Origin of the sequence: Halomonas garicola, from assembly GCF_031935715.1 — a bacterium.
Classification (GTDB): domain Bacteria; phylum Pseudomonadota; class Gammaproteobacteria; order Pseudomonadales; family Halomonadaceae; genus Vreelandella; species Vreelandella garicola.
This window is the reverse complement of sequence record NZ_JASSZF010000028.1, coordinates 1-15,846: the sequence shown is the minus strand read 5'-3', so window position 1 is coordinate 15,846 and position 15,846 is coordinate 1. Positions and strand designations below refer to the sequence as shown.

General features: G+C 67.8%; 8 protein-coding genes. 7 read left to right on the top strand and 1 reads right to left on the bottom strand.

What is annotated here, in order from left to right:
• Nucleotides 1-122: 122 nt before the first annotated feature.
• The 7 genes from RS027_RS10460 to rfaH all read left to right on the top strand — a co-directional run bounded on the left by RS027_RS10460 (nt 123) and on the right by rfaH (nt 15,054).
• Nucleotides 123-2,144, top strand: coding sequence for a capsule polysaccharide biogenesis protein (locus RS027_RS10460; RefSeq protein ID WP_311956595.1), 2,022 nt, complete (start codon nt 123-125; stop codon nt 2,142-2,144).
• A 65-nt stretch (nt 2,145-2,209) separates the two neighbouring features.
• Nucleotides 2,210-3,409 (top strand): capsule polysaccharide biogenesis protein, encoded by a 1,200-nt coding sequence (locus RS027_RS10455; protein WP_311956594.1) that lies wholly within the window; start codon nt 2,210-2,212, stop codon nt 3,407-3,409.
• Between the two features lies 1 nt (nt 3,410).
• Nucleotides 3,411-4,196 (top strand): SDR family NAD(P)-dependent oxidoreductase, encoded by a 786-nt coding sequence (locus tag RS027_RS10450; RefSeq protein WP_311956593.1) that lies wholly within the window; start codon nt 3,411-3,413, stop codon nt 4,194-4,196.
• On the top strand, nt 4,189-5,769 hold the full coding sequence (locus RS027_RS10445; RefSeq protein ID WP_311956592.1) for an LTA synthase family protein: 1,581 nt from the start codon (nt 4,189-4,191) through the stop codon (nt 5,767-5,769). The genes RS027_RS10450 and RS027_RS10445 overlap by 8 nt, the downstream gene beginning before the upstream one ends.
• On the top strand, nt 5,766-13,148 hold the full coding sequence (locus tag RS027_RS10440) for a type I polyketide synthase (RefSeq protein WP_311956591.1): 7,383 nt from the start codon (nt 5,766-5,768) through the stop codon (nt 13,146-13,148). Before RS027_RS10445 ends, RS027_RS10440 begins: the two co-directional genes overlap by 4 nt.
• Before the next feature lie 32 nt (nt 13,149-13,180).
• On the top strand, nt 13,181-14,521 hold the full coding sequence (locus tag RS027_RS10435; protein ID WP_311956590.1) for an aminotransferase class I/II-fold pyridoxal phosphate-dependent enzyme: 1,341 nt from the start codon (nt 13,181-13,183) through the stop codon (nt 14,519-14,521).
• Nucleotides 14,518-15,054, top strand: a complete 537-nt coding sequence (gene rfaH / locus RS027_RS10430) for a transcription/translation regulatory transformer protein RfaH (protein WP_311956589.1) — start codon at nt 14,518-14,520, stop codon at nt 15,052-15,054. The genes RS027_RS10435 and rfaH overlap by 4 nt, the downstream gene beginning before the upstream one ends.
• A 248-nt stretch (nt 15,055-15,302) precedes the next feature.
• Here rfaH and RS027_RS10425 read toward each other — a convergent pair.
• On the bottom strand, nt 15,303-15,846 hold a 544-nt coding region (locus RS027_RS10425), incomplete at its 5' end, for a transposase (RefSeq protein ID WP_311956588.1).

Genomic DNA, 15,846 nt, shown 5'->3' with positions numbered 1-15,846 from the left:
AGCAGTCGTTCGCTGCCGGCTCTCGCCGGAAGCACGAGCTATATCACACGAGCTATACCAACAGTGCCGCGCCCCCATTCCGGGGGCCGGCATTTTTTGTCTCTGCTTTTTCGGGCGCCTTGATGGCCTTACCGACCGCGTGCTATTTCTCTTCGGGTATCGGCAAGATTCGTGCCCTTGCGACGTTTCTTCCCGAATTCGCGCTGCGCCGCCACCGTCCGGGCCAGGCGGCCGACTACGTGCTCGGCTGGGGACTCAAGCCTACCGCTCGCCGGGCGCGCGACTACGCGCAGAAGCACGGCCTTCCCTACGTCGCGCTTGAAGACGGTTTTCTGCGCTCGTTGGCACCGGCGGCAAACGGTTATCAGCCGCATAGCCTGGTCGTCGACCGGCAAGGCATTTACTACGACGCTTCGCGCCCTTCGGACCTGGAGACCTGCCTTAACGAGGCCGCATTTTCGGCCGCCGAGCTTGCCGAGGCCGAGCGGTGCATGACCCTGCTGCGCCGCTACCGGCTGTCCAAATACAATCATGTCCCCGAGGCCACCCTTGACCACCTACCCGCCTCGCGCGTGCTGCTGGTCGACCAAACCGCGGGCGATGCCTCCATTACCTACGGCCAGGCCGACGCCGACACCTTCCACACCATGCTGGACGCGGCCATGGCGCGCCATCCCGACGCCACGCTTTTGATCAAGACGCACCCCGACGTCATTGCCGGCACCCGGCAGGGCCACCTGCAGTCGGCTACGGCGCATCCGCGCTGCCGGGTGATCGGCGAAGACGTCAACCCCTGGGCGCTGTTTGACCAGGTCGATGACGTCTATACGGTGACCAGCCAGCTGGGGTTTGAAGCCCTTATGGCCGGCAAGCGAGTGCACTGTTTCGGCCTGCCGTTTTATGCCGGCTGGGGGCTTACCCATGATGCCCAGACTTGTGCCCGCCGACGCCGGCAGCGCACGCTAGCCGAAATGTTCGCCGCGGCGTACCTGCGCTACTGCCGCTACGCCAACCCCTACACAGGGCAGGCGTCAACGCTGCGCGAGACCATTGCGCTGATTGCCGACCAGCGCCGCCAGCGCGAACGCGGCCGAGGGCACTGGCTGGCCTGGGGCTTTTCCGGCTGGAAACGCGGCTTTGTCGATGCCTTTCTCGGCGACGCCGGCACGCTGACCCACTATCCCCGGACGCATTATCTCCGGCAGCAGGCGCTGCCGGCCTCCCGGGCGCCGCTTCTGGCCTGGTCGTCGGGCATTGATGCCTCCCTCATCGACCATGCCCGCCGCCTGCAGGCGCCGCTTTGGCGCATGGAGGACGGCTTTATCCGCTCGGCCGGGCTCGGCCTGGACCTGGCGCGCCCGCTCTCGCTGGTGCTCGACCGCCAGGGCATCTATTACGACCCGCGCCGGCCAAGCGACCTGGAAACCCTGCTCAATAACGCTACCTTCGACGATGAATTACGGCAGCGCGCCCGGGCGCTGCGAAAGCGTTTGGTGGCGCTGAAGCTGTCCAAATACAACCTGACCGCCGGCCGGGACGAGCCGCCCACGTTCCCCGACAACCGGGAGCTGGTCCTGGTACCCGGCCAGGTCGAAAGCGATGCCTCCGTTGCCGCCGGCTCGCCGGAAATCAACACCAACAGCGCGCTGCTCAGGGCCGTTCGCCTGGCGCGACCCGACGCCTGTATTTTATATAAAGCTCACCCTGATGTAGTATCCGGCATTCGCCTGGGCGAGCTGGACCGCCACGCCGGCCGGCTTTACGACCTTGACGTCAGCGACGCGGAGATCGCCGGCCTGCTCGAGCGCGTGGATAGCGTCCATACCATGAGCTCGCTTACCGGCTTTGAAGCGCTGCTGCGGGGCCGCTGCGTGCATACCTACGGCCTGCCGTTTTACGCCGGCTGGGGGCTCACCCAGGATCATATGCGCTGCCCCCGGCGCACCCGCCGTCTGGACCTGGACGCCCTGGTCGCCGGCAGTCTGATCCTTTACCCCGGTTATGTGGACCCGGCCACCGGGCAGCTGTGCAACGCCGAAACCACCGTGGCTCTGCTCGAAATCGCCCGGCAAAAGCCGACCCGTCTGAGCTGGCAGCAGCAGGGCTACCGCCTGTATCGCCGCTTATTAACCCGAAGGTACTGAATTTGGCCTCCGCTACGCGCACATTTCTTTTTTTACAGGGCGTTTGTTCGCCCTTTAATGCGCGTTTGGCCTCACGCCTGGAGCACGACGGCCACCGGGTGATCAAGCTGCACTTCAACGCCGGCGATATCGTTTACTGGGGGCGCCAAGGGCATCACCGGCACCTCTTTCGCGGCCGCTGCGAGGCGCTGGGCGACTATGTCCAAGCGCTATGGCAGCGCTACGGCGTTACCGACCAGATTGTCTTTGGCGACCGCCGCCCGGTTCACCGCACGGCAGTGGAAAACGCGCCGAGCGCCGGCGTACGCACCCATGTGTTCGAGGAAGGCTACTTTCGTCCGTTCTGGGTTACGCTCGAGCGCGAAGGCGTCAACGGCCACTCGCTGCTCCCCCGGGACCCGGCGTGGTTCCGCGAGGTCGCGGCGACGCTTCCCAGGCCGGCAGCGCCGAGGCGCTTTACCTCACGCTTTAAAGTTCGCGCGCTGCACGACGTCTGCTATCACCTGGCAGGCCTGGCTAATCCGCTGGTGGCCCCCCACTACCGCAACCATTCGTCGCTTAACGCCCCCCAGGAATATATCGGCTATATACGCCGCTTTACCTGGCTTCGCTACCGCCGAATCAAGGATCATAATCGCATTCGCGCGCTGCTCTTGAGCCGCCGACCGTTTTTTATCCTGCCGCTGCAGCTCAACACCGACGCCCAGATCCGCGACCATTCGGCCTACGCCAACATGCAGGAGGTCATCGCCGCCACGCTTGCCTCCTTTGCCCGCCATGCCCCCGAGCAGGCCATGCTGTGCATCAAGAACCATCCGCTGGATCAGGGGCTATGCGGCTATGAGCGGCTGGTCAACCGGCTCGCCCGGGAGTACGCCCTCGAGCGGCGGGTGGTGTTTCTCGAGTCGGGCGACCTGAATCGCATTACGCGTCACGCGGCCGGCACCGTCACCGTCAACAGCACCACGGGGCTTGTCTCGCTGGGTCAGGGCTGCCCGACCATCGCCCTGGGCGACCCGATTTATCAGCTCCCCGGCCTTACGTTTCAGGGCTCGCTGGACGCCTTCTGGGGCGCGCCGACGCCGCCATCGGCCGCGCTGTTTGCCTGCTTCCGGCGCACCGTCATGCACGCCACCCAAATCAACGGCGGCTTTTATAACCAGCCGGGCATTGACCTGGCCGTCGAGGGAGCCGCCAGCCGTTTGACGTCCCGGATCTCCCCGCTTGAGCAGCTCGGCCTCACCATGCCCAAAGACGTTATCTGACATGCCCGATACCACCGTATTGATTACCGGCGCCACCGGCGCCATCGGCGGCGCCCTGGCCAGACGCTACGCCGCGCCTGACACGCACCTGATCCTGCACGGCCGCCGGCAGGACGCGCTTGAAGCGCTCGCCCGCCACTGCCGTTGCCAGGGTGCCCGGGTCAGCACGTCTTGCGCCGAGCTCACCGACCCCGCGGCGCTGTCCCTGTGGCTGGACGAGGTATCCGCCGCTGCCGTCCCGGATATTGCCATTGCCTGCGCCGGCAAAAACGCCCATCCCTCGGCGCCCGGTGAGCTTGAGCCCGCCGCCGACGCCCAAGCCGTGCTGGCGCTCAACCTGGCCGTGCCCGTGGCCATGGCCCAGCACTTCGTGCCCCCCATGCGCGCCCGGGGCAGCGGCCAGCTCGTGTTCATCAGCTCGCTGGCGGCCTGGTACGGCCTGCCCACCACCCCGACCTACAGCGCCAGCAAGGCCGGCATCAAGGCCTACGCCGAAGGGCTGCGCGGCTGGCTAAAACCCTTTGGTATCGGCGTCAGCGTGGTCATGCCGGGCTATGTGACCTCGTCCATGTGTCAGGCCATGCCCGGCCCCAAGCCCGACGAGTGGCCGCCGACGCGCGCCGCCCGAGTCATTCAGCGCGGCATCCGGGCCAACCGGGCACGTATCGCCTTTCCCTTCTGGCTGAACTGGGGAGCGCGCTGGCTGGGGCTGCTGCCCGCCGGTCTGTCTCAGCGGCTGCTCAAGCGCCTGGGCTACCACCGCCTGCCGGGCGCCGGCGATGAGTAGCCTGCCGCTGGGGCCGCTGCTCATGGGGCTCGCAGGCTCCCTGGTGGTGGAAGCGCTGCTTATACCCCGCCCCCGGCCTTTCTGGCGGCGCGGCGCGGCGGCCGGCGCCGTCCACCTGGGCAGCTGGTGTTTGCTCTGGAGCATTGCCTTCTTGCTGCTCCAGCGCCCCTGGTTCGCCACGGTGACCCTCCTTTCGCTGCAGCTCGTGGTGGTACAGTCCAGCAATACCAAGTCGCGCACGCTGAACGAACCCTTCATCTGCCACGACTTCGAGTATTTCGTTGATGCCATCCGCCACCCGCGCCTGTACGTGCCGTTTTTCGGTATTGCTCTGGCCGTCGGCGCCAGCCTGGCCGGACTGATCGCCATCGCCGCGTTTTTCCTGCTGGAAGTTAGCTGGCTATACGCGGCCGGATTAACGACCTTTCTGGCGACAGGGCTTGCGCTCTGCGCCCTCGGTGCCGCCTTCATCGCCGCCGGCGTTGCCGGCCTGCCCAAGCTGACGCTTTACCCCCGGCGCGACCTTGACACCCTAGGGCTCTTTGCCTCGCTGTGGGCGTACGGCATAGCACTGCTGCGCCAGGCGCCGCCGCCGGCGAGCGCCTCGCCTTTTGCCGCGGCCGGCGCGTCGCCTTTATCTGAGCTTGCTGCCACCGATCGCCCCAACGTGGTACTGGTACAAAACGAATCGTTTTCCGACCCGCGAACCTGGTGCCCGGACGTCGCCCGGGGCGTGCTGCCCCAGTGGGACGACACCTGCCGCCAAGCCCGGCAGCACGGCACGCTTGACGTTCCCGCCTGGGGGGCCAACACCGTGCGCACCGAGTGCGCCGTGCTGACCGGCATAGCGCCGGCCGACTGGGGCATTCACCAGTTCAACCCCTATCGCTACCTGGCACGCCGGCCCTTCCCCGGCCTTGCCGCCGCGTTCAAAGCGGCCGGGTATCGCACCGTTTGCGTGCACCCCTACCCGGCGCGCTTTTACTTTCGCCACCGGGTCATGCCCCACCTGGGCTTTGATACCTTTATCGACGACCGGGCGTTTTGCGCGGCAGATAAAAACGGCCAGTACATCGGCGACGCCGCCGTCGCCCGAAAAGTGGCGCAGCTGCTTGCCGAGCACACCGAGGCGCCGCTGTTTGTGTTTGTTATTACCATGGAAAACCACGGCCCGCTGGAGCTTGAGCCGCCCCGTCGTGACCTGCTGGCGGCCACGCTGCCCGGAGCCGGCTGGCCACTGCCCGAGCATCAGCGTAGCCTTGCGGTTTATTTGCGCCACCTGCGCGAAGCCGACGCCATGCTCGGCGCGCTCAACCGAGCGCTTATCCAGGCGCCCCGGCCCGGCCTGCTCGGCTTTTACGGCGACCACGTGCCCATTCTGCCGAAGGCCTACGCCTACTACTCGCCGCCCACCGGCGAGACGCCGTATATGGTATGGTCAACCCGGCAAACCGCCGAGGCAAAGGCCGCCCCTTCGCGGCTGGCGGCACAGGCGCTTGGCAGCGCGCTGCTCCGCCACGCCGGGGCCCCGTCACCCGCTTATAAAAACGTCGATATCGAGAACGATTTATGAACAAACGCGTTGCCATTATTGGCGCCGCTTATCGCTTCCCCGGCACCGCTTCAGAGACGTTCTGGCAAGGCCTGCAAGACGGCAAGGATCTCGTCACCAAGGTCGCGCCCGACCGCTGGAGCCAGGAGGCCTTCTGGCATCCTGATCGCCGCCATCCCGGCACCAGCGTCAGCTTTGCCGCCGGCAGCCTGGGCGACGTCAGCGGCTTTGACGCGGATTTTTTCGGCATTTCCCCCCGGGAAGCGGCCCACATGGACCCCCAGCAGCGCATCATGCTCGAGCTTGCCTGGGAAGGGTTTGAAGACGCGGGCATCCCGCCCTCAGCCCTGCGCGGCAGCCAGTGCGGCGTCTACCTGGGGGTGGCCAGCCTGGACTACGCCTACCGCATGACCGACGATCTCTCCGCGCTGGAGGCCTCGTCGGCCACGGGCAACACGGCGAGCATTGTCGCTAACCGCCTCTCCTACGTGCTTGACCTCCACGGGCCGAGCTTCACCCTGGATACCGCCTGCTCCTCGTCGCTGGTGGCGTTCCACCAGGCCTGCCAGGCCATCGGCAACGGCGACATCTCCATGGCGGTGACCGGCGGCATCAGCCTGCACCTGCATCCGTTCGGCTTTCTGGTCTTCTCCAAGGCCAGCATGCTGTCCGCCTCCGGGCGCTGCCGGGTCTTCGATGAAAGCGGCGATGGCTACGTGCGCTCTGAAGGCGGCGGGCTTTTCGTGCTGAAGGACTACGACCAGGCCGTTGCCGACAACGACCGCATCCTCGCCGTGGTCGCCGGCACGGCGGTCAATACCGACGGCCATAAAAACGGCCTGACGGTGCCCAACCCTACCGCGCAGAGCGAACTGATGCGCCAGGCGTATCGGCAGGCAGGCATTGCCCCGGACGATATCGACTACCTCGAAGCCCACGGTACGGGCACCGCCGTGGGCGACCCGATCGAGGCGCGCGCCATTGGCGAGGCGCTGGCCCAGCAGCGCCGGCGGCCGCTCCCCATCGGCTCGGTCAAAAGCAACCTCGGCCACCTGGAAACCGCCTCGGGCGTTGCCGGCATGGCCAAGGCGCTCTACAGCTTGAGGCACCGTCGGGTGCCCGCCACCATCGGCATTCAAAAGCTCAACCCGGCGATCCACGTCCACGACTGGAATCTGGATATCGTCACCGCCTCGCGGCCGCTGAAGCCCCGGGGCGAGCTGGTGATCGGCGTCAACTCCTTCGGCTTTGGCGGCGCCAACGCCCACGTGATCCTGCGCAGCGCCCCCGATACGCCGGCAGCGGCTGCGAAAGCGCCCTCTGCCGAGGTGCCGGAGGCGCTGCCGGTACGCGTGACCGCCCGCAGCCAGGCGGCGCTCGGCGCCAATGCCGAGCGCCTGGCCGAGACGCTGCGCCGCTCGCCGGACGCCTTTTACGACATGGCCTATTCGCTGAGCCACCACCGCGAGCACCTGCCCCACGGGGCGCTGTGCTTTGCCCGCAGCGCCGACCAGGCGGCGGACGCCCTGGAGCGGTTCGCCGCCGGCGATACCGCTAACGCCGCCGTGGTTCGCGGCGAACGCCTGGCTGCCCCCGCCGGCCCGGTACTGGTGTATTCGGGCAACGGCTGCCAGTGGGCCGCCATGGGCCGCGACCTGCTGGATCACGACGCCGTGTTCGGCGAGCACTTTGACTGCGTTGACGCGCTGTTCCAGCCGTACGCGGGCTTTTCCCTGCGCGCCGAGCTTGAAGGCCGTAACGACGGCCAGGGCGAAGGCAGCCAGCGCCTGGACCATACCGATATCGCCCAGCCTACCCTTTTTGCGCTCCAGGTCGCGCTGACCGAGTGGCTTGCGCACCAGGGCGTCGAGCCCGCTGCCGTCACGGGCCACAGCGTCGGCGAAGTGGCCGCCGCCTGGGCCGCCGGAGCGCTGAGCCTCGCCGATGCGGTCCGGGTCATTTACCTGCGCAGCCACTACCAGGAGACCACCCGGGGCACGGGGGCCATGGCCGCGGTGGCCCTGGGCGCCGAGGCCATACGCGAGTGGCTTGACGACCCCGAATTCAGCGCCGTGGCCCTGGCCGGCATCAACAGCCCCAAGGGGGTCACGCTCGCCGGCCCGGCCGACGCGCTCAAGGTGCTCGAGCAGCGCCTCCACGACGGCGGCATCGTGGCCCGACGGCTGCCGCTGGACTACGCCTTTCACAGCGCGGCTATGGACCCCACCCGCGAAGGCCTGCTCCGGGCGCTGGACGGCCTTGCCCCCGGCGCAACGCGGCTGCCGTTCATCTCCACCGTGACCGGCGAGGCGCTGGCCGGCACCGCGCTGGATGCCCGCTACTGGTGGCACAACATCCGCCGGCCGGTGCTGTTTCATTCGGCCGCGGCAAGCCTGGTGCAGCAGGGCTACAACGTTTTTGTCGAGGTGGGCGCGCACCCGATCCTGCGCCGCTACCTCAGCGAAGCGCTGCACGAGCAGCAGCAGAGCGGCCAGGTCATCGCCACCCTGGTACGCCAAGCAGACGGCCCCCTGGCGCTGCGGGAGAGCCTGGGCAAGCTGCTGCTAAGCGGCAGCGTGCCGGATACCCGGCGCTTTTTCCCCGTCCCGGGGAAAAGCGTCGCGCTGCCGCACTACGCCTGGCAGCGAACGTCCCACTGGGTTGCCGATACCGCGGACAGCCTGGGGCAGCTCAAGCGCTACTATCAACATCCGCTGCTGGGCTACCCGCTTGCTCAGCAGGACAACGCCTGGGAAAGCCAGCTCGATACCCAGCGCCTCCCCTGGCTTGCGGGCCACGTCGTAGGCGAAGGCGCGGTCTTTCCCGGCGCCGGCTTTGTCGAGCTGGCGCTGGCCGCCGTGCGACAGGAGTCCGCGGCGGCGCTGATCGACGTGGAAGCGCTCGACATCCTCGCGCCGCTGCTGCTGGACGGCGCCCACGGCCGCAGGGTGCGGCTGCACCTGGACCCGGCCGACGGCCGTATGCGCATCGCCTCCCGGGAGCCCGCCGAAGGCCGGGAATGGCAGCGCCACGCCGTTGCCCGGCGCCTGGAAGAAAGCCGCGGCGCGCTGCTCAAGCGCCGCCCGCCCGCGCTTCCCGGGCGCGCTCCGGACTTCACCCGCGCCGACCACCTGGCGCTCGCCGAGCGTATTGGGCTTCACTATAGCGGCGCTTTCCAGGCGCTCAGCCACGGCTGGGTCGAAGGCGACAGCGTCATCGGCGAGCTGGCCCTGGACGACGCCATGCGCGCCCAGCAGGAAACTCTTCACCTGCATCCGGGGCTTCTGGACAGCGCCTTCCAGCTGTTTATTCCGCTGCTGGCGGAGCAGAACGACGCCGCCGGGGAGCCGCTGGCCTTTGTCCCGGTGCGCCTCGAGCGCATTCAAACAAACCTGGACGCCGGCCCCCCGGTGCTGGCCCAGGCCATCATGCGCCGCCGGTCGCCCCACTCCTTCAGCGCCGACTTTTGGCTGTTCGACGCCCGGGGCAACTGCGTCGCCGCAGTCAGCGAAGCGCGCTTCAAGGCCGTACGCCTGGCGCGGCCCAATCGGACCCCGATCCGCTACCTGGATGTCGTGCTCGCCCCGGCGCCGCTGACCGCCGCGCCGCTCGATCTGGATGACGCCGCCCTGGCCAAACTGCTGACCCTGAGCACCGCCTACGCCGAGCGCACCGAAAGCCGCTATTCCCGGGAAGTCGCGCCGCTGCTGGACAGCCTGAGCGACGCCTTTTCCGGCGAGGGGCTGACCCTGGAAGGCGAGGACGAGGCGCTGCCGCCCGAGGAGATCTGGCAGCTGCTGGTGCGCGACTACCCCGACTACTTCGCCCTGACCCAGCTAACCGGGCGGCTGGGCCTGCACCGCGACGCCCTGGCGCGCGGCACCCGGACGCTGGACACCCTGGGAATTACCCCGGGTCAGCTTAGCCGCCTCAGCGCCGCGATTCCCGGCGAGCGCGGCTGGCAGGTGCTCAGCGACGCCCTGGGGGAGCTGCTTGAGAGCGCGCTTGCTGCCCTGCCGAACGGCCAGCGGCTCTCCCTGCTCGAGGCCGGCCCCTGCGCCCCGCTGCTGGGCCAGCGCCTGCTCGAGCGCCTGTCGCCGGCGTCCGACGCCTGGCACTACCGCGCCGTCACCACCCACGATAGCGCCCGCCACCAGGCCCAACAGCTGCAGGAGCGCTTTCCGCTGATCGACCAGCACAGCCTGGACGACGCGGCCGGCGACGACGAACTCCCCTCGCTGGCTCCGGCGCAGCGGGCTCAGCTTGCGCTACTGAGCGTCGATGTGACCCGGCCCGAGGCCAGCCGGCAGCTGATCGTCCGGCTGCCCGAGCTGCTCGCCCCCGGAGCCCAGCTGATGGTGCTGGGAAGCCACCCCCACGCCTGGCTGGACGCCGTGCTGGCCACCCCCGGCATCGACCAGGCGCCGCCGGAACTTGCCACGGTCAGCGAGTGGCTGCGGCAAAGCGGCATGACGGTCGCCGCCCCCGTGCCCCTGGAAAACGGCGATACCGGCATGTACCTGCTGCAGGCGCAGCTGCCCGAAGCAACCCCGGATCTCCCGGCAGACGCCGCCGAGCCGGGGCACTACCTGCTGTGCGCCGACGCGCCCCGGGCCGGGGAAGCCGAGCAGCTGGCACAGGCGCTGCGCCGCCGGGGCGCTAGCGCCAGCCTCGCCGCGACCGGCGCGACCCCGGCGGAGGCGCTGGCAGGCTCACCGCCTTTCACCGACGACCTGCACGTGCTCGACCTTACCGGCCCAGCAACCGAACCGGCTGGGCGCTGCCTGCGCGCTCGCCAATGGATGCTGGCGCTGGAAGAACTGTCTGACCGCGATGCCGCTCGCCAGTCGACGCTGTGGCTAGCCACCCGCGGCGTTGCCGCGCTCTGGGGCGAAAGCGACTCGGCTGACGGCGCGCCGGCCGTTTCCGACGACGCCGCGCTCTGGGGCTTTGGCCGCACCCTGGCCAACGAGGCTCAGGGCCAGGACGTGATGCTGCTGGACCTCCCCGCCGCCCTGACCGCCGAGGCCCTGGCGATCTGCGCCGCTACGCTGCTCGCCCCGGACGACAATAACGAGCTGGTGATCACCGCCGGCGGCGAGCGTTTTGCCACCCGATTGCGCACGCGGCCGACCCCCGGCGACGCGCCCCACGCGGGCCCGGCGGCGTCCAATCAGGCCATGGCGCTGGGCTTCAGTATGCCCGGCCAGCTGCGCAACCTGACGTGGCAGCCGCAGACGCTGCCCGAGCTGCAGGCCAACGATATCGAAGTGCAGGTCAAAGCCACCGGCCTCAACTTCCGCGACGTCATGTACACCCTGGGGCTGCTCGCGGATGAAGCGATCGAAAACGGCTTTGCCGGGCCGACGCTGGGGCTGGAGTTTGCCGGCGAAGTCGTCCGCGCAGGCGCGAGCGTCACCGATCTGACCCCCGGCCAGGCCGTAGTCGGCTTCGGCCCGGCAAGCTTCAGCGACCGGGTCATCGCCAAGCGCGAGAGCGTCGCCCCCCTACCCGAGCACATCGGCTACGCCGCGGCGGCGACGATTCCGACCGCCTTCTTTACCGTTTACTACGCACTCAAACACCTGGCGCGGCTAGAGCCCGGCGAAAAAGTGCTGATCCACGGCGCCGCCGGCGGCGTGGGCATTGCCGCGGTGCAGATCGCCCGCTGGCTGGGCGCGGAGATTTACGCGACCGCCGGCTCCCCGGACAAGCACGACTTTTTACAGCTAATGGGCATTACCCGGCGCTACGACTCGCGCTCGCTCACCTTTGCCGAAGATATTCTTGAAGACACGCTCGAAGACACCCGGGGCGCAGGCGTCGACGTTGTGCTCAATTCGCTGGCCGGCGAAGCGATCAATCAGAACCTGCGCGTGCTGCGCCCCTTCGGCCGCTTTCTGGAGCTGGGCAAGCGCGATTTCTACGACAACACCCACGTCGGCCTGCGGCCGTTTCGCAACAACCTGAGCTACTTCGGGATCGACTCGGACCAGCTGATGCAGGTCCAGCCCGAGCTGACCCGGCGGCTGTTCAACGAGATGATGGCGCTGTTCAACGACGGCACGCTGCACCCGCTACCGTATACCCGGTTTGCCCACCCTCAGGTGGTGGATGCCTTCCGCTACATGCAGCAGGCCCGGCAAATCGGCAAGGTCGTGGTCACCTACGATGATGCCCGGGCGCAAGCGCCCGCCAGCCAACCCGCCACCGGCCGAGCCGCTACCTCGCTTGAGCTGTCGGCCGATGCCAGCTACCTGGTCACCGGCGGCCTCTCGGGTTTTGGCCTGAAAACCGCCCGGTGGCTCGTCGACAAGGGCGCGCGCAGGTTGATTCTGCTCAGCCGCCGCGGCCCGCAAAGCGAGGAGGCACAAACCGCCCTGGCCGCCTTTGCCCGCCAGGGCGTCGAGGTGCTCGCCGAGGCCTGCGACGTCACCTGCCGCGACGCTCTGGCCGGCGTTATCCAGCGCGGCCAGGACGAGCTCGGCCCCCTGGCCGGCGTCGTCCACGCCGCCACGGTGATCGAGGACGGGCTCGTCCGCCACCTTGAACCCGAAACGCTCAGCGCCGTGCTTGCCCCCAAGATCGACGGCGCCCGGCACCTGGACGCCCTGACGCGCGCTCTGCCGCTGGACTTTTTCGTGGCCTACTCGTCGGCCACCACGCTGTTCGGCAACCCCGGGCAGGCGAGCTACGTGGCCGCCAACCACTGGCTGGAAGGGCTGGTGGCGGCGCGGCGGCAGGCCGGGCTGCCGGCCACCGGCGTGCGCTGGGGCGCGATCGAAGACGTTGGCTTTCTGGCACGCAACGCCCGCACCCGGGAGGCGCTGCAGGAGCGCCTGGGCGGCCATGCCCTGCACTCCGACGAGGCGCTGGCGATACTCGAACAGGTACTGCTGGCCGACAGCGCAAGCCTCGGCGTGCTCGAGCTTGACTGGGGCGCGCTGTCGCGCTTTTTGCCCACCGCCCGGGCCGCACGCTTTGACGAGCTGGCCCGCACCGGGGATGATGCCCCCGGTCAGGAGACCCGGGAGGATATCGGCGCCCTGCTGCTGACGCTGCCGCCGGACGAGCAGTACGCAACCCTGGTGGAGGTGCTGCGCGCCGAGCTTGCCGGTATCCTGCTGCTTGACGAAAGCGGCATCGACGTCGATCGCTCCGTTTACGACATGGGCTTTGACTCGCTCATGGGCGTCGAGCTGATGACCGCGCTGGAAAGCCGCCTGGGCGTTCAGCTTCCGGTGATGGTGCTTGGCGAAGCCTCGACCGTGGCCCGGCTGGCCACGGTGCTACAGCAGAGGATTCAGCAGAAAGGCGACGGCGAGGAGACAACGGAAAACGCCCAGGCCCTGGAAACGCTGGCCGAGCGCCACGGCGTCGATACGCTGGATGACAGCTGACCAACGGGCATTACGATCAACGGGCACACGACATGGAAGACTCAACGTTAAAGCAGAAGCTCCTGGCCCGGGCCAGGCGCCGGTCGTCACCGCGCGCGGCCGAAGCGACGGGCGGCGAGCGCCCGGCCCCGTCCACCGGCAACCCGGCGGGCGATTATCGCACCTGGACCGACTTTACCGCGCACCCCGGCTACCAGCACCTGGCGCTGATGCGTCAGGGCGCCAGCCGGCTGGGCCTGACCGATCCGTTTTTCAAGGTACACGAAGGCACGGCCGGCGCCACCAGCACGCTCGAGGGTCAGACCTTCATCAACTTTGCCAGCTATAACTATCTGGGCTATTCCGGCGACCCCCGGGTGAACCAGGCGGCCCGGGACGCCGTGGAGCGCTACGGCACCTCGGTATCCGCCAGCCGGGCGGTGTCCGGCGAGCGCCCTATCCACCAGGCGCTGGAGCAGGCCCTGGCCGACGTCTACGGGGCCGAGGACGCCGTCGCCTTTGTCAGCGGCCACGCCACCAACGTTTCCACCCTTGGCTACCTGCTCGGCCCCAGAGACCTGGTGCTCCACGACGAGTACATCCACAATAGCTCGCTCGTCGGTACCCAGCTGTCCGGCGCCAAGCGAATGCCCTTCAAGCACAATGATCCCCAGAGCCTTGAGGCGCTGCTCGCGCGCCATCGTCACCGCTTCGAGCGCGTGCTGGTCATCATCGAAGGGCTTTACAGCATGGACGGCGATGCGCCCGACCTGGCCCGCTTCGCTTCGCTGAAAAAGCACCACGAGGCCTGGCTGATGGTCGACGAGGCGCACGCTCTGGGCGTGCTGGGCGAGCGCGGCCGCGGGCTTTACGAGCATTGCGGCACCGCGCCCGACGACGTCGACATCTGGATGGGTACCCTGAGCAAGACGCTGGCCGGCTGTGGGGGCTATATTGCCGGTTCCAGGCCGCTGGTGGAAATGCTGCGCTATTTCGCGCCGGGCTTTTTATACAGCGTGGGGATGCCGGCCCAGGTGGCCGCCCCGGCGCTCAAGGCGCTCGAACTGATGCGCGCCGAGCCCGAACGAGTGGCCCGGCTGCACGCTATTTCGGGCTACTTTCTCGCTCAGGCGCAAAAGCGCGGGCTGGATACCGGCTACAGCATCGGCGCGGCCGTGGTGCCGGTCATTGTCGGCAACTCCCCCCAGGCCACCCGGCTGTGCCAGGCGCTGTTCGATCAGGGTATCAACGTCCAGCCAATCGTGTATCCTGCCGTGCCGGAAAACAGCGCCCGACTGCGTTTCTTTCTCTCCTGCGACCATACCCAGGAGCAGATCGACCGCACGCTGGACATTCTTCAGCAGCAGCTTGACGACGCCAACACGCCACGGTGAAGAGGAGACGGCCTATCTGTCAGGATACGCAGACACCCAACGCCCCAAAAGCCGCCTGGTACGTCATTCAGTGCAAGGCCGGCGAGTCCTTTCGCGCCGCCGAGCACCTGTCCTATCAGGGCTACCGGGTATTTCACCCGGTGCTTGAGCGCAAGCGCCGCCGGCGAGGCAAGCTGACCCCGGTGTGCGAGCCGCTGTTTCCGTTTTATCTGTTTATCCGGCTCGACCAGATCAACAGCAACTGGCGCCCGATCCGCTCCACCCGGGGGGTACTGCGCATTGTCAGCTTCGGCAATATTCCCGCCGCAGTGCCCGACGCGCTGGTCGAGCAGCTGGAAACCTGCCCTCACGACACCGACGGCCCCCACAGCCGCTTTTCTGCCGGCGACCGCGTCAATATTGCCGACGGGCCGTTCAAGGGCCTGGAAGCCGTCTTCCAGTACGCCAAGGGCACCGAGCGCGCCGTGATACTGCTCAACATGCTGCAGCAGCAGCGCCCGGTCGAAGTGCCCAGCGACCACCTGATTCCCTAGGCGCCATCACACCACCCTCTACCAGCAAACCCGAGATAGCTTCGCTTCGCTCGCTATGACACAGCAGGGGGTGCTCGCCACGACACAACAGCCTTGTGCACGCCTCCCACCACCGTCTTCGCGAGGAGCGCAGCGACGTGGCGATCTCATACTTGCGGTGGACTTTTCCCTCTACCGTCATCGCGAGGAGCGCAGGCGACGTGGCGATCTCGTATGTGCGGTGGCGCTATAAGCGGTTCTTCGTCGTTTCATGTGGATTTGGCCTGATCGAACAGGCGCCCCACCGGGCTGCCAATCAGGTAGATCATGGCGATGAAGTTGGCCTCGTTCCGGTAACCCCGTGCGCGTGACCGAGCCGCCTGAAACAGACCGTTCATGCCTTCCAGTCGTGCGTTCGTCAGTCCCGAAATCCAACGCCTGACCACCGCATCGGCGTGGCGCTCCAACGTCGCCAGGGCTTTTCCCATCGGCTTCAGCAATGGCTTCTCCGAGACCGCCGCCTTCATGACCTTGAGGTAGTTCGTGATGCGCCATCGAGCCGCGCGTGGCGTCGGCGCCTTCTGGATCCAGCGCAGCTTCTCCTTGATCACCCAGGCATCGGACGTGGCGCTCTGGTCAGCCACCAGCTCCTGGAGCGCCGCCAGCTGCTTGGGCGTCAGGTTCTCGTTTTCCAGGCTCTTCAGCAGGGCCCAGCGCAGCGACTTGGGGTGTTCCTGCTCGCGGCGCTCCTTCTTGCGCACCTCGTCTAGCCGCTTGGTGAAGGTCTGCACGATATGGAACCAGTCGACCGTG